This is a genomic window from Arthrobacter sp. Y3221087, from assembly GCF_059089905.1.
In genome coordinates this window covers 439,066-463,387 of sequence record NZ_JBNHFE010000002.1, presented here as the reverse complement: position 1 = coordinate 463,387, position 24,322 = coordinate 439,066, and the positions used below count along the sequence as shown (strand labels likewise).

General features: G+C 68.2%; 19 protein-coding genes. 5 read left to right on the top strand and 14 right to left on the bottom strand.

All coding sequences use genetic code 11. The features are described from left to right. Positions 1-412 precede the first annotated feature (412 nt). From tyrS to AC5RUO_RS11780, 3 genes are read right to left on the bottom strand one after another with little or no spacing between them, the layout of a single operon-like run. Positions 413-1,726 carry a tyrosine--tRNA ligase gene (gene tyrS, locus AC5RUO_RS11790; protein WP_494010379.1) on the bottom strand — a complete coding sequence of 438 codons (1,314 nt, stop codon included), beginning with the start codon at positions 1,724-1,726 and terminating at the stop codon, positions 413-415. Between the two features lie 34 nt (positions 1,727-1,760). Then, positions 1,761-3,989 carry a HelD family protein gene (locus AC5RUO_RS11785; protein WP_494010380.1) on the bottom strand — a complete coding sequence of 743 codons (2,229 nt, stop codon included), beginning with the start codon at positions 3,987-3,989 and terminating at the stop codon, positions 1,761-1,763. Between the two features lie 52 nt (positions 3,990-4,041). Beyond that, positions 4,042-4,749: a DNA-3-methyladenine glycosylase gene (locus AC5RUO_RS11780; RefSeq protein WP_494010381.1), complete on the bottom strand. Its 708-nt coding sequence runs from the start codon at positions 4,747-4,749 to the stop codon at positions 4,042-4,044. A 112-nt stretch (positions 4,750-4,861) separates the two neighbouring features. Between AC5RUO_RS11780 and AC5RUO_RS11775 the strand changes: the two genes are divergently transcribed. Beyond that, positions 4,862-6,346: an AlkA N-terminal domain-containing protein gene (locus AC5RUO_RS11775; protein WP_494103576.1), complete on the top strand. Its 1,485-nt coding sequence runs from the start codon at positions 4,862-4,864 to the stop codon at positions 6,344-6,346. After that, positions 6,343-6,837, top strand: coding sequence for a methylated-DNA--[protein]-cysteine S-methyltransferase (locus AC5RUO_RS11770; RefSeq protein ID WP_494010383.1), 495 nt, complete (start codon positions 6,343-6,345; stop codon positions 6,835-6,837). The genes AC5RUO_RS11775 and AC5RUO_RS11770 overlap by 4 nt, the downstream gene beginning before the upstream one ends. 88 nt (positions 6,838-6,925) lie before the next feature. On the opposite strand, the gene AC5RUO_RS11765 is transcribed toward AC5RUO_RS11770, so the two are convergent. From AC5RUO_RS11765 to argC, 10 genes are all read right to left on the bottom strand, one after another. After that, positions 6,926-7,687 carry a maleylpyruvate isomerase family mycothiol-dependent enzyme gene (locus AC5RUO_RS11765; protein WP_494103575.1) on the bottom strand — a complete coding sequence of 254 codons (762 nt, stop codon included), beginning with the start codon at positions 7,685-7,687 and terminating at the stop codon, positions 6,926-6,928. A gap of 10 nt (positions 7,688-7,697) precedes the next feature. Next, a complete protein-coding gene (locus AC5RUO_RS11760) occupies positions 7,698-8,234 on the bottom strand; it encodes a pyridoxine/pyridoxamine 5'-phosphate oxidase (RefSeq protein WP_494103574.1) in 537 nt (178 codons plus the stop codon). Between the two features lie 168 nt (positions 8,235-8,402). After that, a complete protein-coding gene (gene argH, locus AC5RUO_RS11755; protein WP_494103573.1) occupies positions 8,403-9,878 on the bottom strand; it encodes an argininosuccinate lyase in 1,476 nt (491 codons plus the stop codon). Next, positions 9,875-11,080, bottom strand: a complete 1,206-nt coding sequence (locus tag AC5RUO_RS11750; RefSeq protein WP_493974002.1) for an argininosuccinate synthase — start codon at positions 11,078-11,080, stop codon at positions 9,875-9,877. Before AC5RUO_RS11750 ends, argH begins: the two co-directional genes overlap by 4 nt. Before the next feature lie 44 nt (positions 11,081-11,124). Then, positions 11,125-11,655 (bottom strand): arginine repressor, encoded by a 531-nt coding sequence (locus AC5RUO_RS11745; protein WP_009359387.1) that lies wholly within the window; start codon positions 11,653-11,655, stop codon positions 11,125-11,127. Further along, a complete protein-coding gene (gene argF, locus AC5RUO_RS11740; RefSeq protein WP_494103572.1) occupies positions 11,655-12,656 on the bottom strand; it encodes an ornithine carbamoyltransferase in 1,002 nt (333 codons plus the stop codon). The genes AC5RUO_RS11745 and argF overlap by 1 nt, the downstream gene beginning before the upstream one ends. Next, a complete protein-coding gene (locus tag AC5RUO_RS11735) occupies positions 12,653-13,906 on the bottom strand; it encodes an acetylornithine transaminase (protein WP_494103571.1) in 1,254 nt (417 codons plus the stop codon). The genes argF and AC5RUO_RS11735 overlap by 4 nt, the downstream gene beginning before the upstream one ends. Continuing rightward, a complete protein-coding gene (argB, locus tag AC5RUO_RS11730) occupies positions 13,903-14,862 on the bottom strand; it encodes an acetylglutamate kinase (protein WP_494103570.1) in 960 nt (319 codons plus the stop codon). The genes AC5RUO_RS11735 and argB overlap by 4 nt, the downstream gene beginning before the upstream one ends. 40 nt (positions 14,863-14,902) lie before the next feature. After that, on the bottom strand, positions 14,903-16,069 hold the full coding sequence (gene argJ, locus AC5RUO_RS11725) for a bifunctional glutamate N-acetyltransferase/amino-acid acetyltransferase ArgJ (RefSeq protein ID WP_494103569.1): 1,167 nt from the start codon (positions 16,067-16,069) through the stop codon (positions 14,903-14,905). Further along, the gene (gene argC, locus AC5RUO_RS11720) at positions 16,066-17,097 is read right to left on the bottom strand and encodes an N-acetyl-gamma-glutamyl-phosphate reductase (RefSeq protein WP_494010391.1); all 1,032 of its coding nucleotides are present in this window, start codon (positions 17,095-17,097) and stop codon (positions 16,066-16,068) included. Before argC ends, argJ begins: the two co-directional genes overlap by 4 nt. A 133-nt stretch (positions 17,098-17,230) precedes the next feature. On the opposite strand from argC, the gene AC5RUO_RS11715 reads away from it, so the two are divergent. The 3 genes from AC5RUO_RS11715 (at position 17,231) to AC5RUO_RS11705 (ending at position 23,654) form a co-directional block, all read left to right on the top strand. After that, a complete protein-coding gene (locus AC5RUO_RS11715; protein ID WP_494103568.1) occupies positions 17,231-18,196 on the top strand; it encodes a quinone oxidoreductase family protein in 966 nt (321 codons plus the stop codon). A gap of 179 nt (positions 18,197-18,375) precedes the next feature. Further along, the gene (locus AC5RUO_RS11710) at positions 18,376-22,263 is read left to right on the top strand and encodes a Pls/PosA family non-ribosomal peptide synthetase (protein ID WP_494103587.1); all 3,888 of its coding nucleotides are present in this window, start codon (positions 18,376-18,378) and stop codon (positions 22,261-22,263) included. A gap of 17 nt (positions 22,264-22,280) precedes the next feature. Then, the gene (locus tag AC5RUO_RS11705; protein WP_494103567.1) at positions 22,281-23,654 is read left to right on the top strand and encodes a M1 family metallopeptidase; all 1,374 of its coding nucleotides are present in this window, start codon (positions 22,281-22,283) and stop codon (positions 23,652-23,654) included. On the opposite strand, the gene AC5RUO_RS11700 is transcribed toward AC5RUO_RS11705, so the two are convergent. After that, complete coding sequence (locus tag AC5RUO_RS11700) at positions 23,651-24,319, bottom strand: 4'-phosphopantetheinyl transferase family protein (RefSeq protein ID WP_494103566.1); 669 nt, start codon at positions 24,317-24,319, stop codon at positions 23,651-23,653. The two genes, AC5RUO_RS11705 and AC5RUO_RS11700, sit on opposite strands and share 4 nt — an antisense overlap. Positions 24,320-24,322 lie beyond the last annotated feature (3 nt).

Sequence of the window (24,322 nt, the reverse complement as noted above, 5' to 3'; positions counted from 1 at the left end):
ATGCCACAGGGGCGGCACGATCCGGCAAATTCAACCAATTACATACATAATCGGTATCAACAAACTTGGCACACTATTGAGTTCTCAAACAACAGACGCATTCGAATATTCCCGAAACAAATTAAAAAAGAATTTCTATTTCGTATTTCTTCGCTGCGATGTTTCAATCTTATTTCATCCATATTCGCTTTTGCAAATCCGGATGTTTTCCCGGAATTCACTCGGCGAAGTGAATCCACCCAGCAAAAAGTGAAGCATTCCTACCATCAGAGCATTGCTCCGAGAAGAATCGCTTCTCATTAGTTGGGGGTTTGTCACCACTCAGCGGCGGCGACTCAGAAAACAATACACGCCCCTCCGCAGCCGTGCAAATCGGCTGCGGAGGGGCGTGCAAAAGGGTCAGATGCCGCAGTTACGGGACCAGCACCTCAACCGTGGCCAGGTTCTTCTTGCCCCGGCGGAGCAGCAGGTACTGGCCGTGCAGGAGTTCATCCTCGGAAATCACGGCTTCGGGGTCCAGGACCTTCTCGTTGTTGACATACGCGCCACCTTCACCAACCGTGCGGCGGGCAGCGGACTTGCTCTCCGACAGCCCCGACGCCACCAGCAGGTCCACGATCCCGAGTGCATCCACCTGGACGGTGGCGGAGGGAAGCTCAGACGTGGCCGCCTGAAGCGTGGACTTGTCAAGGGCAGTGAGGTCGCCGTTGCCGAACAGGGCGGCCGAAGCGGCGATGACTTTTTCAGTGGCTTCCACGCCATGCACCAGCGACGTGACTTCGTAAGCGAGCTTCCGCTGGCCCTCACGGGCGAAGGGACGCTCGGCCACTGCCACTGCGATCTCTTCGATCTCGGCGCGGGTCAGGAAGGTAAAGACCTTCAGCCTGTCCACAACGTCTGCATCCGCAGTGTTGAGCCAGAACTGGTAGAACGCGTACGGGCTGCACATGCCGGCGTCGAGCCAGATGGCGTTGCCTTCGCTCTTGCCGAACTTGCTTCCGTCGGAGTTGGTGATCAGCGGCGTACCCAGGGCGTGGACGCTCTTGCCCTCCACCTTGCGGATCAGTTCGGTTCCGCTGGTCAGGTTTCCCCACTGGTCGGAGCCCCCGGTCTGCAGGACACAGCCGTAGGCGCGGTACAGCTCCAGGTAGTCCATGCCCTGCAGGATCTGGTAGCTGAACTCGGTGTAGCTGATGCCCTCGTCGGAGTTGAGCCGCGAGGCAACGGCATCCTTGCGGAGCATGGTGCCCACCCGGAAATGCTTGCCTACTTCCCGCAGGAAATCGATGGCGGTCAGCGGCGCCGTCCAGTCAAGGTTGTTGACCATCCGCGCCGCGTTGTCGCCCTCGAAGCTTAGGAACCGGCGGACCTGCGCCTGGAGGTAACCCACCCACTCCGTGACTGTTTCCTTGGTGTTCAGGGTGCGCTCGGCGGTGGGCCGGGGATCACCGATCAGGCCCGTGGAGCCGCCAACAAGTCCCAGCGGCTTGTGCCCCGCCAGCTGCAGCCGCCGCATGAGGAGCAGCTGGACCAGGTTGCCCAGGTGCAGGCTCGGTGCAGTCGGATCGAAACCGCAATAGTACGTGACCGGGGCGCCGGCGAGGAGCTTTTCAAGCTCGGCTTCGTCGGTGGAGACGTGGACCAGGCCACGCCACTTCAGCTCCTGCCAGATGTTGGCAAAAGAGGGGTCGTTGTGTTGCGATTCGAGGCTGTTGATGTCTGGCACGCCTTCTAAGGTAGCAGTATCGGGGGACGCCGGATCAGCGGACGATACCGGCCGGAACGGGTTCGGCGGCGATCAGCCGCAGCCGCTGAGTGGCGCGGGTCATGGCCACGTAGAGGTCACCCACCTTGCCGTGTTCGTGGTTGAGCATCTTTGCCGGTTCCAGGACCACCACGCCGTCGAACTCAAGGCCCTTGGCTTCGCGGGGGCTGATGACCACGATGTCCTGTTCGTAGCTGCCCGCGCCCGTGCCGATGCGGCGCCCGTAGGCCGCGCGCAGGGCTGCCGTGGCCTGGGGCAGGAGGGGTCCGTCGGCGATCACGGCGAGCAGGCCGCCGTCGAGCGCTTCCAGCTCCTCCGGCAGGACCTCCACAAGCCGGTCCACAAGGGCGCCGGGGGCAACCTCGTCGATGACGGGTGACCAGCGCCCCTCCCGCACAGCCTTGGGGGCGGACACCACCAGGCCCGCGGCGTTTGCCATCCGGACGGCGGCTTCGGCAATCTGGGAGGGCGTGCGGTAGTTGACCGTCAGCTCCTCCAGCTGCCATCGGTCACCGAACATCGGCGCCAGGGCGCCCTGCCAGGAATTGGCGCCGGCAACGGAACTGGTCTGGGCAATATCGCCCACGATGGTGAAGGACTTCAGGGGGCAGCGGCGGACCAGGAGCCGCCATTGCATGGGGGAAAGCTCCTGCGCCTCGTCCACCACAATGTGCCCGAAGGCCCAGGTGCGGTCGCTGGTGGCACGCTCGGCAGCGGTAAGCCGTGCCTCCCGTTCCTGGTTCTGCTCCATCAGGTCTTCGGCGGTCATCAGGGCGTCAACGCCGGCGGTTTCCATGTTGACGAGCGTTTGCTTGGCGTTGGCGAGATCCCGGGCGCGGTCGTGCTCCTGCTGCGCCAGCCCGCGGCCGGCGGCGGCGTCAAGTTCACCCAGCAGTTCGGCAGCCTCATCCAGCAGCGGAACGTCGGACTCCGTCCAGGGGGCGTCAGCCGGCCGCAGGAGCAGCGCGCGCTGCGCGGGCGAAAGGTTGGGGGTGCAGAATTCCAGGATGGCCGGCTTGCTGAACAGGTCGGAGATCAGCTTTTCGGGAGTCATTGGCATCCAGCACAGGTTCAGAGCGATGCGGACATCCCGGGCCGTACGGACATCCTCTGCAAGGTAGGAGCGGTCCGCGTTGTTGCCGATGTTCCCGGCCTCGACCAGTTCGGTCATCTGCTCCGTCAGTTCACGCAGCAGGATCTTGACGAACGTTACGCGTGCCTCGTTGTACGGCTTGCCGGTTGCACGGGCCTTCTCCCGGGCGCGGCGGACCTGCCGGGGCGTCAGCACCAGCTTCCGGCCGTCCACTTCCAGCGTCCTGTTCTGGGCAGGAACCCGCTGGCGGTTGGAGACGGCGTTGGCCACGATTTCTGCCATGTCCAGGCGGCCCTTGAGGGCAGCAACATCGGCGTCCTGCTCCGGCACGGCATGGATGCCGGGCATGAGGCGGCCAAGGCTGGCCATGACCACGCCGGTCTCACCCAGCGAGGGCAGCACGCGTTCGATGTACTTCATGAACGACGACGACGGGCCCACCAGGAGCACGCCTGCACTCTTGAGCCGGTCGCGGTGGGTGTACAGCAGGTAGGCGGCGCGGTGCAGTGCGACGGCGGTCTTGCCTGTGCCAGGTCCGCCCTGGACCACCAGCGCGCCGGAGATGGAGGACCGGATGATGCGGTCCTGCTCGGACTGGATGGTGCTGACGATGTCCGACATGCGGCCCGTGCGCTTGGAATTGAGGGCGGCGAGCAGGGCGCCTTCACCCTGCAGCGACTCATTGTCCGCGAGCATCCCGGCATCCAGGACGTCGTCTTCGATGGCCTTGACTTCGCGGCCCTGCAGGATCAGGTGCCGGCGGCGGCGCACGCCCTGCCGGTCGAACGCGGTGGCCTGGTAGAAGTGGCCGGCCTCGGGCGCGCGCCAGTCAACCATCAGCCGCTGCAGGTCCTCGGTGGTGAGGCCGATGCGGCCGATGTACTGCGCTTCACCGGAGTCCAGGTCCAGGCGGCCGAAGACCAGCCGGTCATCCACCGCGTCCAGCTGCGCCAGGCGGTCCTCGTACAGTGCGGCGAACGCATCACGCTCGGAAACGTTCTGCATGGTGCCCACTGCCCCGGCCCGCCGGACCTGCGCCAGCTGCCGGCGCTTTTCCTCACGGAGCTCTTCCAGCCGGGCATACAGGCCCGCTACATACTCCCGTTCGTGGGCCAAATCGGCGTCAAGCATTCAACGTTCCCCTATCGCAAAAGACAGACCTACCATTCTACAACCATTTCCGTTAACGCTGATGAAACGCGGACCGGGCCGGTTGCGCTGATGGACCCGTGGTGGCCGGGGGTTTCCGGACCCGGGGTTTGGCGGGCTTGTACCTGGAGACAGTGGGGTCCCCGGTGATCCAGAAGCGCCAGGCGTACTCGTCCGAGCCGCCTGCCCCGGCCACCCCCACCCGCGGGCCTGAACTTACCTGGGGAGGCGGCCCCGGCGGAAGTATCAGCCCGAAGGGCGGGGCAAGCGCGTCACGTCCGCTGTCCGCCGTCGTCAGTCCCAGGGCCTTGGCCAGCCGGGCCGGGCCGCTGGCGAGGTCGGCGGGGCTCCTGGATGTGGTTCGCCGCCGCCGGGCGAGGTCAAGGCCGTCCACGATCTCGCCTGCCCGCAGCAGCAGCGCGGAGGCAACCCCCTCCGGCCCGCAGACGAGGTTGGTGCAGTGGTGCATTCCGTAGGTGAAATAGACGTACAGGTGTCCGGCGGGGCCGAACATCGGCGCGTTGCGGGGCGTAGGGCCGCGGTACGTGTGGGAGCCCGGGTCCGGGTGCAGCGAATCCTCCGGTCCGAGGTAGGCCTCCACTTCCGTGAGGCGGACGGACACCGGACCTTCGCGCGACTCGTGCGTGAGGACGGCGCCCAGCAGCAGCGGGGCCAGCTCGCGGGCATCGCCCGAGAGGATCTCCCGCAGCGGCGGACGGGCCGGCACAGGGTTTTCACTCATGGCCAGACCTTACCCGCATCCGCCGGTTTCACCCGCGGCGCGGCAGCGGAGCCGCCACGGCCATGTCCGATTTCCGCTAGTAGGGGCCTCCGGTGGCTGGCAGGATGGAGTCATGGACTTCTGGCAGCGCTATCGGGCAATCGACGCCCGGGACACCCGTTTCGACGGGCAGTTCTACACTGCGGTCCGGACCACGGGGATTTACTGCCGCCCCTCCTGCCCGGCGCGCACCCCCAAAGCCTCCAACGTCACTTTCTACGAAACCTCGGCTGCAGCGCACGACGCCGGCTACCGGGCCTGCAAGCGGTGCCTTCCCGAGGCCGTCCCCGGCACGCCTGCCTGGAACCTCCGCCAGGACGTCGCGGGCCGGGCCATGCGGCTGATCAATGACGGCTTGATCAACAGGGACGGCGTGGAGGGGCTCGCTGCCCGGCTGGGCTACTCGTCGCGCCAGCTCAACCGGATCCTCACCCATGAACTGGGCGCCGGGCCGTTGTCCCTGGCCAGGGCCGGACGAGCCCAGACCGCCCGCACCCTGCTGGTCTCCACGCCAATGAAGCTTGCCGACGTCGCCTTCGCCGCCGGCTTCAGCAGCGTCCGGCAATTCAACGAGACCATGCTTGACGTGTTCGCCATGACCCCCACTGCCCTTCGGCACACCGGGCGGCATGCACACACGGCGGGAGCTGCCACGGCACTGACCCTCAGCCTCCCCTACCGCAAGCCCTTCGATCCCGGCATCTTCACGTTCCTGGCGGTCCGCGCCATCCCGGGCATCGAGGCAGGCACGGCAACCTCCTATGCCCGGACGCTCCGGCTGCCCCACGGCGACGCCCGCTTCAGGATTGATTACGACGCCGGCACGCGGGGGCGGCCGCTGACCCTCACCATCGGCGCGGCGGACCTGCGCGACCTGCCGGCACTGCTGAGCCGCGTCCGGCGCCTGTTCGACCTGGACGCCGATCCGGAAGCCATCGACGACGCCCTGTCCTCGGACAGCCGGCTGGCCGCGTCAGTGGCGGAAGCCCCGGGCATCCGCATGCCCGGCGCCCTGGATCCACAGGAGCTCCTGGTGCGGGCCATGGTGGGGCAGCAGATTACCGTCGCCGCGGCCCGCACGGCGCTGACGCAGCTCTCTGCTGCCGGCAGCCCCAGCAGTGTTCCGGGCGATGGCCTTGACCGTCTCTTCCCCACGTCCGCCCAGATTGCCGAGGCCGGACATTTGCTGCGCGGGCCCCGACGCCGGACGGAATCGCTGCTTTCTGCTGCCGCCGCCATGGCGGAAGGACTAGTTGACCCCGGTTATGGCGATGACCTGGCCGGCCTCACGGCCAAGCTGCTGCCGCTGCCCGGCGTGGGACCCTGGACTGTGGGCTACGCGGCGATGCGGATCCTGGGCGCCCCCGACGTCTTCCTCGCCAACGACGCTGCCGTCCGGAACGGGATCCGGGCCCTTTCGGCGGGCGGCGCCGGCCTGGCCCCGGACTTCCGGGAAGTCAGCCCCTGGCGTTCCTACGCCACCATGCACTTGTGGCGCGCCGCCGCCGCACCCAAAGCCCCCGCCGCCAGCGGCACTTCCAGGAAAGCGAAGCCATGACCGCCCAACTGCTGACAATGTCCACCCCGGACGGCCCCTTCACCATCATCGCGCGGGAGGGACTGGTCCTGGCGTCAGGCTGGACCGCCGACCCCCGCGAACTGACCGGCCAGGTCCATCCCGTACTGCGCCCCGACGCCGTCCAGTCCGTCGCCGGGCTGGGTGACATTTCGGGGGCTGTGGAGGCCTTTTACGACGGCGACCCCGCGCCGGCCATGGCCGTGCCGGTCCTGCAGCGCTCGGGTCCGTTCCGGGCCCACGCCTGGGACGTCCTCCGGCAGGTCAAGCCCGGCCACCCCGTGACGTACACGGAATACGCGGCCCTGGCAGGCAACGCCAAGGCAGTCCGCGCGGCCGCCAGCGCCTGCGCCTTTAATGCCGCCGCCTTGTTCGTGCCCTGCCATCGGGTGATCCGGACTGACGGCACCCTGGGCGGCTTCCGCTGGGGCCTGCGCGTGAAGGAGAGCCTGCTGGCACGCGAAGCGGCCTGACGGGACAGTACAGGGGCACTATCCTTTGTGGCTCCTAAACCAGGGTTTTAGGGAACCAAGAGTGATAGAGCAACAAAGTACAGGGGGACTACTTCGGCGCCGGGGTTCCGGCTGGCCAGGGCAGCAGCTCAGGCAGGTCCGTCCCGTCGGCTGCGGCGGAGGCACGCAGGCTGCCGAGTGATGGCTCCCGGCCTGCCAGCCATGCGGCGATGTCCGTAAGCATCCCGCTGATAACGGTGGACCGGTTGCCGCTGCCGATGCTGACGGGCGGCAGGCCCAGCGGCTGCAGCACCAGCTTGTCCTCCGGCCGCACCCTGGCGGCGAGGAAGTCGAACAGGTGCTCGCAGAACGCCCGGCTCCAGGTTTCCGGCCCCCTGCCCGTCTGCAGGTCTGACGCATGGATGACGAGTTCGCGCCAGAGCGCCAGGCCGCCGTCGAGTACCACTCCCCCGCGGTACGAAATCGGGGCCCACCATCCGTTGCGGTTGGCCGAGGAATCCTTGACGCCCGGCAGCGCATCGAAGGCCCTGAGAACCCGCTGCAGTGCCGCAGTTAAGTCTGCGAGGTGGGTGGCGGCGTCGTGCCCCGCGGCCATCTCGATGGCTTTGTTCCGGCCGTCCATGCCCCCGTCGTACAGCTCTATTGTTTCGTCCCGGGCTGCGTACTCGAGTTGCCGGGCCATGGCGTTGGAGATCCCGGTGAGATGGGCGAGGACATGTCCCCGCGTCCAGCCCGGCAGCGCCGAGGGAGCCCGGACGTCTTGGTCGCTGAACCTCGCGGCGTCTGCGGCAACGTCACCCGCGGCCTTATGGAGGTCTGCGAGCAGGTCATCGGGTGCGGGAGAGGCCATGGCGCTCATCCTAACCCTCAGGAGCTCCGTCCGGACCCAGGCGGTGCCGGACATGTTCACCGTCCCTGCTCCCCTGCCAGAACTCGAACTCCGTGGGCTGGACCGCGTACAGCTGCCAGTTGGGGTTGGTGCTGCCGTCGGCGCGCGGACGTTCCGCCCAGTCGCGGGCGGAGGCCTCGGCGGAGAGCTGGACCACCGGCCCGGCCACGCGGACCTGCCGTCCCAGGGAGGCCCAGTAGAAGTTCATGGCGGCCTGCGGGACGATGTCCAGTTCCTGTCCCTTGCGGGAGGTGCGGGAGGTGGCGAAATGCCAGCCGTCGCCGTCGATGTTCTTCAGGATCAGCATGCGTGAGGACGGCTGCTGCCCGGCACTGACCGTGGCCAGGCTGAAGGCGTGGGGCTGCTGCTCCCCCGCGTCCAGCGCCTCGTCCAGCCACTGCTTGAACAGCTCCACGGGGTTCCGCGCAGCGCCGGCCGGATCAAAGCTGGGAAGGTCGGCCGGGAAGTCGGGCAGGGTGCGGAGGAACTTCCGGAAGGTTTCGCTCATGACGCCATGCTAGCGGCCGCAATGCATAACGCCCGCTCACTTCTTGCGCTAAAAAGGCCAACGCCCCCTCGCTGTCGCGAAGACAGTAAGCGGGCGTTGCCGATAACACCACCAAAAGTGAGCGGGCGTTGGCCAGAAAGGCGCATCAAGTGAGAGAGCGTCGGGGTGTTACCTTGCGTACTCCCGGACGGCGGCGAGTTCGCCTTCAAGGGCGGCCAGCTGGCGTTCGACGGCGGCCGGCGCCGTTCCGCCCTGGGAGTTGCGGCTGTTCAGCGACCCCTCCGTGGACAGGACCGTCCGGACCTCAGGGGTGAGGTGGGCCGAGATGGCCGCATACTCGTCGTCGGTCAGGTCCCACAGCTCGACGCCCCGGGACTCGGCCTGCTTGACCGCCGCACCGGACAGCTCATGCGCCTCACGGAACGGGACGCCCTGCCGGACCAGCCATTCGGCGATGTCCGTGGCCAGCGCAAAGCCCTGAGGTGCCAGCGACTCCATCCGCTCCCGATTGAAGGTCAGCGTGGCGATCATGCCGGAGACGGCCGGGAGCAGGAGCTCCAGCGTATCAGCGGCGTCGAACACCGGTTCCTTGTCCTCCTGCAGGTCGCGGTTGTAAGCGAGCGGCAGGCCCTTGAGGGTGGCAAGGAGCCCGGTCAGGTTGCCGATCAGGCGCCCCGCCTTGCCGCGGGCCAGCTCGGCCACGTCCGGGTTCTTCTTCTGCGGCATGATCGAGGACCCCGTGGAGTAGGAGTCATGCAGCGTGACGAAGGAGAACTCCTTGGTGGCCCAGAAGATCACTTCTTCCGATATCCGGGACAGGTCCACGGCGATCATGGAGCACACCCAGGCGAACTCGGCGAAGACATCGCGGGACGCCGTGCCGTCGATTGAGTTGTGGACCGCGGAGTAGAAGCCAAGGTCCGCAGCCACCGCCTCGGGATCGAGCCCCAGCGAGGACCCGGCCAGAGCACCTGACCCGTACGGGGAAACACCGGCCCGCTTGTCCCAGTCCTGTAGCCGCTGCACGTCGCGCAGCAGGGCCCAGGCATGGGCCAGCAGATGGTGGCTGAGCAGGACGGGCTGGGCGTGCTGCAGGTGGGTGCGCCCCGGCATGGCCACGCCCTGGTGGGCTTTGGCCTGGTCCACCAGCGCGTCAACGGTGTCCAGCACGCCGCGGGCGATGATCCGGGCGTGGTCGCGCAGGAACATCCGACCCAGGGTTGCCACCTGGTCGTTGCGGGACCGGCCGGCGCGCAGCTTGCCGCCCAGCTGCGGACCCGCCCGCTCGATCAGGCCGCGTTCCAGGGAACCGTGGACGTCCTCGTCGGACTCCGCCGGCAGGTAGGCGCCGGAGGCTACGTCCTCGTCCAGCTGCGTCAGGGCGGCGAGCATGCCTTCCAGCTCGCCGTCGTCCAGCAGGCCGGCCTTGTGCAGCACGCGGGCATGCGCCTTGGAACCGGCGATGTCGTAGCGGGCCAGCCGCCAGTCGAAGTGCGTGGACTTGCTCAGGGCGGCGAGGGCGTCCGCGGGGCCCCCGGCGAACCGGCCGCCCCACAGCGCGCCTGTATTCGTCCCCGAGCGCACCCCGGCCTCGCCGCGCTCGGCAGGGGACCCCTGCGCTCGTGGGCCCTGCTGGGGAGTCACTTCCCTGCGACCCGGATGTCGCGGCCGGAGGCCACCTTGGCGGACATGCCCCACAGCTCGATGAAGCCGCGGGCCATGGACTGGTCGAAGGTGTCGCCGGTGTCGTAGGTGGCCAGGTTGAAGTCGTACAGGGAGGTGTCGGAGCGGCGGCCGTTCACGATGGCCTGGCCGCCGTGGAGGGTCATGCGGATGTCGCCGGAGACGTACTTCTGGGTGTCGTCGATGAAGGCGTCCAGGGAGCGCTTCAGCGGGGAGAACCACTGGCCGTCGTAGACCAGTTCGGCCCAGCGCTGGCCCACGGTGGCCTTGAAGCGGGCCTGTTCACGCTCGATGGTGATGTCCTCAAGGTGCTTGTGCGCGGTGATCAGGGCCATGGCGCCGGGGGCCTCATAGATTTCGCGGGACTTGATGCCCACCAGGCGGTCCTCGACGACGTCGATGCGGCCCACGCCCTGGGCGCCGGCCCGGCGGTTGAGTTCCTTGATGGCCTGCAGCGGGGTGACCCGGACGCCGTCGATCGCTACCGGCACGCCGGCTTCGAAGGAGATGATGACCTCATCGGGTGCCGGCGGGAACTCCGGGGTGGCGGTGTAGTCGTAGATGTCCTTGGTGGGGGCGTTCCAGATGTCCTCGAGGTAGCCGGTTTCCACGGCGCGGCCCCAGACATTCTGGTCGATGGAGTACGGGTTCTTCTTGGTGGTCTCGATGGGCAGTCCCTTTTCCTCGGCGAAGGCGATGGCCTTGTCGCGGGTGAGGGCGAGGTCGCGGACCGGTGCGATGCACTTCAGGTCCGGGCCGAGGGTCTGGATGCCCACTTCGAAGCGGACCTGGTCGTTGCCCTTGCCGGTGCAGCCGTGGGCAACGGTGGTGGCGCCGAATTCGCGGGCGGCCTTCACCAGGTGCTTGACGATCACCGGGCGGGAGATGGCGGACACCAGCGGGTAGTGGCCCTGGTAGAGGGCGTTGGCCTTCAGGGTGGGGACGCAGTATTCGTTGGCGAACTCATCGGACGCGTCTGCCACGTAGGCTTCGACGGCGCCGCAGCCCAGGGCGCGCTGGCGGATGGTTTCGAGCGACTCGCCGCCCTGTCCGACGTCGACTGCCACGGCGATGACCTCGGCGCCGGTGGCTTCACCGATCCAGCCGATGGCTACGGATGTGTCCAGGCCGCCTGAGTAGGCGAGCACAATGCGTTCAGTCACTTCACATGCTCCTTAGTGGGGGGTGTTTGATGTTGTCTTCAAGCTTATTGCCCGGCTTCCTCGGCCAGTTGCAGGAAGCGGGCTGCGAGGTCGGGGCCGCCCAGCGGATCCCGGGACACCAGCAGCACGGTGTCGTCACCGGCGATGGTCCCCAGGATGGCGGGCATGACCGAATGGTCGATGGCCAGAGCCAGGAAGTTCGCGGCCCCCGGAGGGGTCCGGAGCACCACGATGTTGGCCGACGCTTCCGCCGTCACCAGCAGCTCACTGCATAGCCGGGCGAGCCGGGCGTCCAGGATTTCCTGGCTCACGCCGGTCTTGGCGGCACGCTCGCCCCCCTCGCCGGGGACGGCGTACACCAGGGCGCCCTCCTTGCCGCGGACCCGCACGGCCCCGAGTTCCACGAGGTCCCGGGACAGCGTGGCCTGGGTGACCTGCACGCCGTCGTCCGCGAGCAGTGCGGCGAGCTCCGCCTGGGAACGCACCGACTGGTTGGTCAGGATGGCGGTGATGCGTGCCTGCCGCGCAGTCTTGGTGGCCGGGCTGGAGCCCGGTGACACGGGCTGGGCGGACACTAGAACGTGCTCTCCCCGGTACCTTCAACCGGCGAAAGGCCGTCAACGAAGGCAAGGCCGGAGCGGTGCATCAGCCAGGCCATCAGCGCTTTCTGGGCGTGCAGCCGGTTTTCCGCCTCGTCCCAGACGATCGACTGCGGGCCGTCGATGACGCCCGCCGAGATCTCGTAGCCCCGGTACGCGGGCAGGCAGTGAAGCACGACGGCGTCATCCGCGGCGAGTTTCATGGCTTCCTCATCCACGGAGTACTCCCGGAACAGCTGCAGCCGCGCTTCCTTTTCCGCCTCCTGGCCCATGGACACCCAGGTGTCGGTGGCCACGACGTCGGCGCCCTGGAGTGCTTTGGCGGCGTCGGTGGTGATCAGCACCGAGCCACCCGTCTCTGCGGCACGTTCCTCGGCGGCGGCCACGATGTCCGCGGCGGGCAGGTAGCCTTCCGGGCCGGCGATCCGGACGTGCATGCCGGCGGTGACCCCGGCCAGCAGGTAGGAGTTGGCCATGTTGTTGGCGGCGTCGCCCAGGTAGCTCATGGTGAGGCCGTTGAGCTCCCCCTTGTGCTCCTTCACGGCCAGGAGGTCTGCCAGCAGTTGGCAGGGGTGGTAGTCGTCGCAAAGTGCGTTGATGACCGGGACGCTGGAATTTTCCGCCATGGCCACCAGGCCGGCATGGGCGCCTGTGCGCCACACGATAGTGGAGACCATGCGCTCCAGGACCTTCGCGGTGTCCTCCACGGATTCCTTGTGGCCGATCTGGGCCTCACCGGGGTTGATGATCAGGGCATTGCCGCCCATGTCAGCAATGCCGGTGGCGAAAGAGACCCGTGTGCGGGTGGAGGTCTTGTCGAAGATGACGGCAACGGTCTTGCGCCCGCTGCCCTCTGCCGCGAAGGGCTGGACGCTGTAGGGCGCCGCCTTCATGCGCGCGGCAAGCTCCAGGACCTCCGCCTGTTCGGCGGGGGTCAGGTCCGTGTCCTTGAGGAAGTGCCGGGTTGCGGGAGTCACTGGGCGTCCTTAGCTGTCTGGAGGATTGCCGGGAAAGCGGCGAGGAACGAGTCGGCCTGGGCCGTGGTGAGGACCAGCGGGGGCGCCAGGCGGATGGTGCGCGGGCCGGGGCTGTTGACGATGAAGCCGGCGTCCAGGGCAGCCTGCACCACGGCGGGCGCGACGTCGGCGTCCAGGTCGAAGCCGATCAGCAGGCCGGCGCCCCGTACTTCGGTGACGCCCGGCAGCGCCGCCAGCGCGGAACGGAGGTGCTCCCCCACCGCGGTGGCGTTGGCCAGGACGTTCTGGCTTTCGATCGCGTGCAGCGTGGCGAGGGCGGCCGCCGTCGCCACCGGGTTCCCGCCGAAGGTGGTGCCATGCTGGCCGGCGGACAACAGCGACGACGTCTGCTCACCCATGGTCACCAGGGCGCCAATGGGGAAGCCGCCGCCCAGGCCCTTGGCCAGCGTGATGGCATCCGGGACGATTCCCGCCTCTTCGCTGGCGAACCACTTGCCGGTCCGGCCGATGCCGGTCTGGACCTCATCCAGGATCAGCAGCGCGCCCACCCTGGCAGTCAGCTCCCGCGCCGCCCGGAGGTACTCCGCCGAAAGCGGCCGTACTCCCGCCTCACCCTGGATGGGCTCGAGGAAGACCGCCGCGACGGTTTCGTCCACGGCGGCTTTGAGCGCCTCGATGTCGCCGAACGGGATGTGCTCCACGCCGCCGGGCAGCGGTTCGAACGGAGCCCGGTAGGCTTCCTTGGCGGTCAGGGCAAGTGCGCCCATGGTCCGGCCATGGAAGGCTCCCTCGAGGGCGATGATTTTGGTCCGCTGCACGCTGCCGCCACCCAAGTTGCGGCGGGCAAGCTTGAACGCTGCCTCGTTCGCCTCGGTGCCGGAATTGGTAAAGAACACCTTCGACCCGGCAGGCGCGTTGGCCAGCACCAGGAGCTTTTCGGCCAGTGCGATCTGGGTGGGGCTGGTGAAGAAGTTGGAGACGTGGCCCAGGGTGGAGAGCTGGCTGGCGATGACCGACGTGACGAACGGGTGCGCATGGCCCAGTGCGTTGACGGCGATCCCGCCGAGCAGGTCAAGGTACTCCTTGCCGTCGGCGTCCCACACCAGGCAGCCGGCACCGCGGACCAGGACGCGCTGCGGGGCGCCGAACACTCCCATGAGCGAGGACGAATACCGCGACAGCCATTCGGAACCGGCATGGCCGGTGGTTTCCACGAGTTCGGTCACTGGTGACTTTTCCATCGTATTCATCCGTTGATCTCCTCGTCCGGAACAACCTGGGTGCCGATTCCGGCGGTGGTGAATGTTTCAAGCAGCATGGAATGGGGCAACCGGCCGTCCACGATATGCGCCCGTTCCACGCCCTCGTCAATGGCCTTGAGGCAGGCGGCCATCTTGGGGATCATGCCGGATTCGAGGCGGGGCAGCATGTCCCGCAGTTCGGAAGCCGTGAGGGAGGAGATCAGCGACGACTTGTCCGGCCAGTTGGCGTATAGGCCCTCGACGTCGGTGAGGATGACCAGCTTGGACGCGCCCAGGGCCGAGGCAACGGCCGCCGCCGCGGTGTCCGCGTTGACGTTCAGCACCTGGCCGGTGGGCTGGAACCTGGCGGCACCTGCGACGCCGTCACCGCCGTCGACGATTTCCGGGGCCACGGTGGAGATCACGGGGATGCGGCCGGCGTCGAGGATGTCCACCACGCCGGCGGGGTCGACGCCCACCACCTCACCCACCAGGCCCAGGTCCACCTCTTCGCCGTCAACCACTGTCCCGGTCCGCACGGCGCGCAGCAGGCCGCCGTCTTCACCGGACATGCCCACGGCGTAGGGGCCGTGGGAGTTGATGAGCCCCACCAGTTCGCGGCCCACCTGTCCGGTGAGGACCATCCGGACCACGTCCATGGCCTCCGGCGTGGTGACGCGCAGGCCGCCCTTGAACTCTGATTCGATGCCCAGCCGGCCCAGCATGGAGTTGATCTGGGGCCCGCCGCCGTGAACCACCACGGGATGGATGCCCACATGGTGGAGGAACACGATGTCCTCGGCGAACGCGCGGCGGAGTTCGTCATTGACCATGGCGTTGCCGCCGTACTTGATCACCATGGTGGTGCCGGCGAAGCGCTGGATCCAGGGCAGCGCCTCAACCAGGGTGGCGGCCTTGGCCTGGGCGTCGGACATGCTGGTGGTCTCGCGCGTCTGGGTGTTCATGCTGTCTCTTCCGCGGGGATCGGCGATGGCTGAAACGGTGCTAGCTGGAGTAGGCGCTGTTCTCGTGCACGTAGTCGTGGGTGAGGTCATTGGTCCAGATGGTCGCTTCTGCGTCACCGGCCTGCAGGTCGATTTCCACCAGGACCTCGCGCGGCTCCAGGTTCACCAGGCTCCGGTCGTCACCGATGCTGCCGTTGCGGCAGATCTGGATGCCGTTCATGGCCACGTTGAGTTGGTCCGGCTCGAACGCTGCGTCCGTGGTGCCCACTGCTGAGAGCACGCGCCCCCAGTTGGGGTCCTTGCCGAAGATGGCGGCCTTGAAGAGGTTGGACCGGGCAACCGAGCGGCTGACGGTCTCGGCGTCGGTTTCACTGGCAGCGTTGAAGGTCCGGATGGCGATGTCGTGGCTGGCGCCTTCTGCGTCTGCGATGAGTTTCCGTGCCAGCTCGGCGCAGACCTTGGTCAGGCCTGCGGTGAAAACCTCGGCGGCCGGAACTGCTCCGGACGCTCCGGAGGACAGCAGGACAACGGTGTCGTTGGTGGACATGCAGCCATCGGAATCGGCGCGGTCAAAGGTGACCCGGGTGGAGTCCCTGAGGGCCAGGTCGAGCAGTTCCGGTTGCACAGCTGCGTCGGTGGTCAGCACCACCAGCATGGTGGCAAGGCCGGGGGCCAGCATGCCCGCGCCCTTGGCGATGCCGCCGATGCTGAATTCCTGCCCGCCCGCGTCAGTGCCGATGAACAGCGCTGACTTGGGGACGGAATCGGTGGTCATGATGGCTTCGCCGGCTTCCGGTCCCCCGTCGGTGCTGAGGGCAGCGGCAGCGGCCTCAACACCGGGCAGGATCTTGTCCATGGGCAGCTGCTCGCCGATCAGGCCGGTGGAGCAGACAAAAACGTCGGTGGCCGAAATTCCCAGGACTTCGGCTGCCTTCTCGGCGGTGCTGTGGGTGTTCTGGAAACCGGTGGGCCCGGTGCAGGCGTTGGCACCGCCGGAGTTGAGCACCACGGCATCCACCCGGCCATCGGCGACCACCTGGCGGGACCAGTGGACGGGAGCGGCAGCCACCCGGTTGCTGGTGAACACGGCTGCGGCGGCCTTGGACGGGCCGTCATTGACCACCAGCGCGAGGTCCGGCTTGCCGGAAGCCTTGAGTCCGGCGGTGACGCCGGCGGCGCGGAATCCCTGGGGCGTGGTGACGGTCACGGGGCTACTCCCTGCAGGTCAAGGCCGGCGGTTTCCTGCAGGCCGAGTGCGATGTTCATGGACTGGACAGCGCCACCGGCAGTGCCCTTGGTGAGGTTGTCGATGGCGCAGGTGGCGATGACGCGGCCGGTGTGGCCGTCGAAGGCCAGCTGCATGGCGGCGTGGTTCGATCCCTGCACACTCTTGGTGCCGGGCCACTGACCCTCGGGCAGCAGGTGCACGAACGGCTCGTCGTCGTAGGCGTCGGCCCAGGCCTGCCGGAGCTGCTCTGCCGTGATGCCGGACTTCACCTTGGCTGTTGCGGTGGTGAGGATGCCCCTGCTCATGGGTGCCAGCGTGGGCGTGAAGGACACAGTGACCTGTTCGCCCGCGGCATTGGACAGTCCCTGCTCTATCTCGGGAGTGTGGCGGTGCCCGCCGCCCACGCCGTAGGGGCTCATGGAGCCCATCACTTCCGCGCCGATAAGGTTGACCTTCGCGGCCTTGCCCGCGCCGGAGGTGCCGGACGCGGACACGATGACGACGTCGTCGGGCTGCAGCAAACCGGCGGCGAACCCGGGCGTCAGCGCCAGCAGGGCCGACGTCGGGTAGCAGCCGGGCACTGCAATCCGCGTGGCGCCCTTGAGCGCCTCGCGCTGGCCGGGGAGCTCGGGAAGGCCGTACGGCCACGTGCCCGCGTGGGCGGAGCCGTAGAACTTTTCCCACGCGGCCGGGTCCTGCAGGCGGTGGTCGGCACCGGCGTCGATCACCACCGTCCCTTCCGGCAGCTGGGCGGCGATTTCGGCGGAAGCGCCGTGCGGCAGGGCGAGGAAGACGACGTCGTGGCCGGACAGGTTGTCCACAGTGGTGTCTTCCAGGATTCGGCTGGCGAGCCCGTGCAGGTGCGGCTGCAATTCGCCTAAGCGCGAGCCCGCGTTGCTGTGCGCCGTGATCGCGCCGATGGTGACGTCCGGGTGTCCGGCCAGGAGTCGGAGGACTTCTCCCCCGGCGTAACCGCTGGCGCCCGACACTGCAACAGAAATAGTCATGCCCCCGACTATACAGCAATAGTTATGCATGAGTGCCGATATTTATGCATTACCTTGCTTCCCCGCTTCGGGGTATCCCTAGGATGGTGACAGCATCGGGAGCCGGAAGCGCCGGCTCCTGGAAAGGGGAGCAATGACGCACGCAATCGTCGCACGGCAGGCAGGCGAACCGGAAGTCCTCGTCTACGAGGAAGCGGAACCCCCCGTGCCGGGTCCCCGGCAGCTGCTGGTGAAGGTGCGGGCGGCAGGCGTCAATTTCATCGACACGTATAAGCGCAGCGGCACCTACAAGGTCCCGTTCCCCTTCACCCCGGGATCGGAAGCCGCAGGAACGGTGGAGGCAGTGGGTGAAGGGGTTACCGCCTTCTCCGTTGGCGACCGGGTAGCCACTGCCGAGGGATTCGACTGCTATGCGGACTACATGCTGGTGGCCGAGGATACCGCCTTGCCCGTTCCCCGCGGTCTGGACGATTTCACGGCGGCAGCACTTCCCCTGCAGGGGATGACGGCGCACTTCCTGATGAATTCCACCTTCAAGGTGGAGCCCGGGCACACCGTCTTGCTGCATGCCGGCGCAGGCGGCGTGGGGCTGCTCCTGATCCAGCTGCTGAAGGCCAGGGGCGCAGAAGTGGTCACCACCGTCTCCAGCGAGGAAAAGGAGCAGCTTGCACGGGGGGCCGGCGCTGACCATGTGGTGCGGTACGACCGGTTCGCACAGCACGTCAGGGACATCACCGGCGGCAGGGGCGCAGACGTGGTGTACGACGGCGTGGGAAAGGACACCTTCGACGGCTCCCTCGACGCCCTTCGGGTGCGCGGCACGCTGGTGCTCTTCGGCGCAGCCTCCGGCCCCGTTCCTCCCGTTGACCCGCAACGGCTCAATTCCGGCGGATCCCTGTTCCTCACCAGGCCCACCATCGCCCACCATCTGAGGGATGCTGCCGAGCGGCGCTGGCGCTCGGACGAGATCTTCGCAGCTGCGGCTGACGGAAGCCTGAAGGTCCGGGTCGGTGCCCGCTATCCGCTGTCCCAGGCGGCACAGGCCCATCGGGACCTGGAGGGCCGGCGCACCACGGGCAAGGTGCTCCTGGTTCCGTAGCCGCCGCTCCGCAGTGGCCCACGGCACCTGCTGAATGAACAAGAGGTGATCGGCCGGACCGCAGGAACGCCGAGTTTGGCCGGCGGGTACATCTTCTGTTCATCTGGTACAGGCAAAATGCCCCAGTGACTCAGCAGCAGGTCCCCCTTGAGGATGTCCCTTCCACGTATCCGCCCCAGATGCCGGGGTCCCTGGCCGCTCCCCCGGCCCGGACGCTGATCGACATCCTGCAGGACACTGCGGCCCGCTACCCGGAGGCATCCGCCCTGGACGACGGCCGCCGCCCGCTCAGTTACGCCCAGCTGATGGCTGAAGTCCGGGCGGCGGCCCGGCGGCTCCACCAGGCCGGCCTCGGCGCCGGGGACAAGATTGGCGTGCGGATCCCGTCGGGGACCAACGAGCTGTATGTTGCCATCCTCGCGGTGCTCCTGGTGGGCGCGGCCTACGTACCCGTGGATGCGGACGATCCGGAGGAGCGCGCCCGCCTGGTCTTCGGGGAAGCCAGGGTGGCCGGTGTCCTGGAAGCCGGTGGCGTGCTCCGCGGCGTGGACCTCGTGCCCGCCGGCCGTACGGCACCGTTTGCCGGTGCCCGGCCGCCTGCCCCCGACGACGACGCCTGGGTCATCTTCACCTCCGGATCCACCGGCACGCCGAAGGGCGTTGCCGTCAGCCACCGCTCGGCAGCAGCCTTTGTGGATGCCGAGGCAAGGATCTTCCTGCGGGATGAACCCCTCGGCCCCCAGGACCGGGTCCTGGCCGGACTCTCGGTGGCCTTCGACGCGTCCTGCGAGGAGATGTGGCTTGCCTGGCGCCACGGGGCATGCCTGGTCCCCGCACCCCGGGCGCTGGTGCGCACCGGCATGGACCTCGGCCCGTGGCTGATCAACCACGGGATCACCGCCGTCTCAACCGTTCCCACGCTTGCGGCACTTTGGCCCGCCGAATCGCTTGAGAACGTCCGACTGCTGATTTTCGGCGGGGAGGCCTGCCCGCCGGAGTTGGCCGGGCGCCTTGCGGTGGAGGGCCGGGAGGTCTGGAACACGTACGGCCCCACGGAAGCAACCGTGGTAGCCTGCGCCGCCCCGCTGGGCGGTCCGGGACCTGTCCGGATCGGCCTGCCACTCGACGGCTGGGACCTGGCCGTCGTCGACCCGGACGCCGTGCCGGTGGCCGAGGGCGAAGTGGGGGAGCTGATTATTGGCGGCGTGGGGCTGGCCCGCTACCTCGACCCCGCCAAGGACGCAGAGAAATACGCGCCGATGCCGAGCCTGGGCTGGGAGCGTGCCTACCGTTCCGGGGACCTGGTCCGGTTTGAGCAGGCGGGCCTGGTCTTCCAGGGCCGGGCCGACGAGCAGGTGAAGCTCGGCGGCCGCAGGATTGAGCTGGGCGAGGTTGATGCGGCGCTGCAGGCCCTTCCCGGCGTTGCCGGCGCTGCCGCCGCCGTCCAGACCACCGCAGCCGGAAACCAGATCCTGGTGGGCTACCTTGCCCCGGTTTCGGGGCAGGACCTCGACCTGGCCGCTGCCCGCGGGCAGCTGGCCGCCACCCTGCCGGCAGCGCTGGTTCCGATGCTCGCGGTGGTGGACTCGCTGCCCACCAAAACCAGCGGCAAAGTGGACCGCCATGCCCTGCCTTGGCCCCTGCCCGGCGCGGGCGCCGCTGAGGCGGACGCCGCGCCGCTGAACCTGCCCGAAGACGCTGCCTGGATCGTGGAGCAGTGGAGCGCCGTCCTGGGTAGCCCTGTGACCTCCCTCGACGCCGACTTCTTCGCCTACGGCGGCGGTTCGCTCTCCGCAGCCCAGCTGGTATCGGCGCTGCGCGTGCGGTACCCGACCATCACCGTGGCGGACATCTACGCCACCCCCCGCATCGGCGCCCTGGTGGAGGCAGCCCGGCTGTCCCTTCCGGACGGCGCCACCGCCCCCGCACCCGACCGCCAGGTCCGGCCCACCGCACGGAAGTCCCAGGTTTTCCAGACCCTGATGGGCGTACCGCTGCATGTGCTGGTGGGGATGCGCTGGCTGACTTTCCTCATGGCCGGCAACAACATCCTTGCCGCGCTGGCCGGGTTCACCGCGGCAGCCACGGTCTCCTGGTGGTGGGTGGCGGCTTCCTGGCTGGTCTTTGTCAGCCCTCCCGGCCGGATGCTGATCTCGGTGGCCGCTGCCAGGTTCCTGCTTCGAGGCGTCAAACCCGGAACCTATCCGCGCTCGGGGCGGGTTCACCTGCGCCTCTGGCTGGCCGAGCAGATCCAGGACCTGTCCGGCGCCATCAGCCTGGCCAGCGCACCGTGGATCCCCTCCTACGCGCGGGCACTGGGAGCCCGGATCGGCAGGGACGTCCAGCTCCACTCGCTGCCGCCCGTCACAGGCCTGCTGTCCCTGGGCAGCGGCGCCAACGTCGAACCCGAGGTTGACCTGTCCGGCTGGTGGATCGACGGCGACAACGTGCACATCGGTGCCATCCGGATCGGCGCCGGGGCCACGTTGGGCGCGCGCAGCACCCTGATGCCCGGTGCCTCCATCGGAGCGGGCGCCCAGGTGGAGGCCGGTTCCGCCGTGCTCGGCAAGGTGAAGGCAGGCCATCTGGTGGCCGGGTCCCCCGCGCAGCGGCGCGGCAAGGCCAAGCGGTCACTGCCTGATGCCCCTGCCCGGACCCCGCTTCAGGCCAGGCTGTGGTCCGCCGGGTTCGCCGGCGCATCCGCCTGCCTGGCGGTTCTCCCCTATCTTTCCGCTGCCGCCGCCGTGGGCGTGGCGTATCTGTTCATCCAGGGCAGCACATCGCTCTCGGCTGCGCTGCCGCAGCTGGCCCTGGCGTTGCCGTTGTGCGCCCTGGCCTGGTTCCTCAGCAACGCCCTGCTGGTCCTGGCCACAACCCGGCTCCTGAGCATAGGCCTCACCGAGGGCTACCACCGGGTCCGCAGCCGCGTGGGCTGGCAGGTCTGGGCCACGGAACGGGTGCTGGACATGGCGCGGGACCTGCTGTTCCCCCTCTACGCCAGCCTTTTCACCCCTGTGTGGCTGCGCTTGCTGGGAGCGAAGATCGGCCGGAACGTGGAAGCGTCCACGGTGCTGCTGATCCCCTCGATGACGACCATTGGCGAGGGGGCCTTCCTGGCGGATGACACCATGGTGGCCTCGTACGAGCTTGACGGCGGCTGGCTGCGGGTGGCGCCGGCCAAGATCGGCAAACGCTCCTTCCTGGGCAACTCGGGCATGACCGCTGCCGGGCGGAGCGTGCCCAAGAACTCGCTGGTGGCGGTCCTGTCCGCCACCCCGGCAAAGGCAAAGTCCGGCACGTCATGGCTGGGCAGCCCCCCGGTCCGGCTGCGCCGAACCGCCATCGCCTCGGACGATACCCGCACCTACCAGCCGCCGCTCCGGCTGAAGGTGGCGCGCGCCCTGTGGGAGCTCTGCAGGTTTGTCCCGGTGATGCTCTCGGTAGCGATTGCCGCCGGCATCATCCTGGCCTTTGACCAGCTGGCCACGGCGTTCAACTACGGGGTGGCCGCCCTCCTCAGCGGCGTGGTCATGCTCCTGGCCGGTGCGGTGGCGGCCGGGGCGGCCGTCCTTGCCAAGTGGGTACTGGTGGGCCGGATCCAGGCCGGCGAACACCCGCTGTGGAGTTCCTTCATCTGGCGCAACGAGGTGGTGGACACCTTCATCGAAATGGTCAGCGCGCCGTGGTTCGCCCGCGCCGCCACGGGTACCCCCGCACTGGTCTGGTGGCTGCGTGCCCTTGGCGCCAAAATCGGCGCGGGCACCTGGTGCGAAAGCTACTGGCTGCCGGAAGCCGACCTGGTAACCCTCGGCCGGAACGCCACCGTCAACCGTGGCTGCGTGGTGCAGACCCACCTCTTCCACGACCGCGTAATGAGCATGGACGCTGTTACGCTCGAGGACGGGGCAACCATGGGCCCGCACGGGGTGATCCTTCCGCAAGCCGCTATTGGGGCCGGCGGCACTGTGGGCCCGGCATCGCTGGTGATGCGCGGCGAAACAGTACCGGCCGGGACGTACTGGATGGGCAACCCGGTCAGTCCCTGGAGCGGTCCCGCACAGCTTTGAACAACCCAAAGGTATTGATGAGTTTTCCAGCAGGAGCCGGCGGAAGCGTCCCGGCAGCGACCCTTCCCGCGGTTCCCGATCCCTACCTGCCCGGGGCGGGAAGCAACGCCTACCGGGTTGAACGCTACGAACTGGAGCTTGACTACAAAGTCAGCAGCAACCGGCTCAGCGGCAGGGCGGTGCTGTACGGCGTTGTCCAGGCGCCGGCGTCGGCCATTGTCCTGGACCTGGCCGGCAACCTGCGTGCCACCAAGGTGCAGCTGGACGGGCGGAAGGCGGGGCGCTTCAGCCAGCGCGCCGGCCAGCTGGTGGTGGCCGGGCAAGCCGGCCTGCGGCCCGGGCAGCGCTTCACGCTGGATATCCGCTACGAGGGCAACCCGGCACCCCGGCGGGGACTTTGGGGCGAGGTGGGCTGGGAGGAGCTGTCCGACGGCGTCCTCGTGGCGGGCCAGCCCAACGGAGCTCCCTCCTGGTTCCCCTGCAACGACCACCCCCGGAACAAGGCCAGCTACCGGTTCACGGTCACTACGGACGCGAATTACCGCGCGGTCTGCAACGGCGTCTTCCAGTCCCGGACCACGCGCTCCAGCCGCGAGACCTGGGTCTACGAGCAGGCGGAGCCGATGGCCAGCTACCTTGCCACCGTGCAGATCGGCCGGTACGGGCTGCTCGAACTGGACCCGGGCCGGGCCGGTTCCACCGTGCCGCAACTCCTGGCCGTTGCCCCGGCCCTCGCAGACAAGGCACGGGCAGGACTTGCCTTGCAGCCGGCCATGATGCGTTCCTTTGCCCGTTGCTTCGGCCCCTACCCGTTCCCCGGCCACACCGTGGTGGTGACGGAGGACGAACTGGAAATCCCGCTGGAGGCGCAGGGCCTGTCCATCCTGGGCCCGAACCACCTGGACCCGGACTGGGAGTCGCAGAGGCTGATTGCGCACGAACTCTCGCACCAGTGGTTTGGAAACTCGCTGACGGCGGCAACCTGGCAGGACATCTGGCTGCACGAGGGCTTTGCCTGCTATGCCGAGTGGATCTGGTCGGAGGAAGCGGGCATCATGCCGGTGGCCGCGCGGGCTGAAGCCGCATGGCACCGGCTGCGGGCTGACGCGCAGGACATCCTGGTGGGCGATCCGGGCCCGGAGCACATGTTCGATGACCGGGTATACAAGCGGGGGGCGCTGGCAGTGCACACCGTCCGGATGGCGTGCGGGGACCTCGCGTTCTTTGCCCTGCTGCAGGAATGGACCGCTGCGCACCGGTACGGGTCGGTTGGCACGCCCGACTTCATCCTCGCGGTCAACCGGGCCACGGCGGTCGACGCCGAGGCGCTGCTGCACCCGTGGCTCTACGAGGAACCGCTGCCGCCGCTGCCGCTGGCCAGGGTTTCCTAGCCTGACAGTGCGACGGCGGCCGCCAGGTTCGCAGGCAGGCCGGTTTCAGCGCAGGGCAGGTCCAGAACCCCGGCACGCGCCAGGACATCCACATCGGACGGTACCGTCCGCAGTCCTTCCCCGGTCATTTTCAGCCAGGCTTCCTTGCGGGCCCACAGGCGGGCCCGCTCCGTGAGCAGGGCACTTCCGGAAAGGTGCCGCACTGCCCACTGCTCGGCGGGGGTAAGCGCCAGCGCCGCAAAACCGGCAAAGCCGGTCCGTGCGGGATCCTCAATATCCACGCCCAGCCGGAATCCGGGCGCAGCATCGACCATGGCAGCGAGCAGGGTCCACCCGGCAGCCCGGGAGGCGCTGAACGCCACCGGTGCCGGAACGCCGTCGAGCAGGTAGCCCGGCCGCCCGTGGCTGACGTCCGGTCCAGTGCCGCAGGCAGGACAGCTGTAACTGGCGGCCAGGCGTTCGGGGCCCACCCCCAGGAGGCCGGCCACGAACAGCCGCTGCTCAAGCCGCCCGGCCAGGAACCGGTCCCGCGCCTCCGGTTCCATGGCCCGGGCGCGCGCCAGCTCAGGGCCATCCAGGACCGCTTCGGCGTCCCGTCGGACCCGTTCGGTTTCCCCGGGCACAGCAAAGGGCGGGACGGCACGCACCACTAGATCCGGCGCCACGCC

Coding starts and splice junctions, on each gene's coding strand:
- AC5RUO_RS11785 (WP_494010380.1), bottom strand. CDS start 3,989: ATGCTTGACGCCGATTTGGCCCACGAACGGGAGTATGTAGCGGGCCTG.
- AC5RUO_RS11780 (WP_494010381.1), bottom strand. CDS start 4,749: ATGAGTGAAAACCCTGTGCCGGCCCGTCCGCCGCTGCGGGAGATCCTC.
- AC5RUO_RS11775 (WP_494103576.1), top strand. CDS start 4,862: ATGGACTTCTGGCAGCGCTATCGGGCAATCGACGCCCGGGACACCCGT.
- AC5RUO_RS11770 (WP_494010383.1), top strand. CDS start 6,343: ATGACCGCCCAACTGCTGACAATGTCCACCCCGGACGGCCCCTTCACC.
- AC5RUO_RS11765 (WP_494103575.1), bottom strand. CDS start 7,687: ATGGCCTCTCCCGCACCCGATGACCTGCTCGCAGACCTCCATAAGGCC.
- AC5RUO_RS11760 (WP_494103574.1), bottom strand. CDS start 8,234: ATGAGCGAAACCTTCCGGAAGTTCCTCCGCACCCTGCCCGACTTCCCG.
- AC5RUO_RS11735 (WP_494103571.1), bottom strand. CDS start 13,906: ATGAATACGATGGAAAAGTCACCAGTGACCGAACTCGTGGAAACCACC.
- argB (WP_494103570.1), bottom strand. CDS start 14,862: ATGAACACCCAGACGCGCGAGACCACCAGCATGTCCGACGCCCAGGCC.
- argC (WP_494010391.1), bottom strand. CDS start 17,097: ATGACTATTTCTGTTGCAGTGTCGGGCGCCAGCGGTTACGCCGGGGGA.
- AC5RUO_RS11715 (WP_494103568.1), top strand. CDS start 17,231: ATGACGCACGCAATCGTCGCACGGCAGGCAGGCGAACCGGAAGTCCTC.
- AC5RUO_RS11710 (WP_494103587.1), top strand. CDS start 18,376: ATGCCGGGGTCCCTGGCCGCTCCCCCGGCCCGGACGCTGATCGACATC.
- AC5RUO_RS11705 (WP_494103567.1), top strand. CDS start 22,281: ATGAGTTTTCCAGCAGGAGCCGGCGGAAGCGTCCCGGCAGCGACCCTT.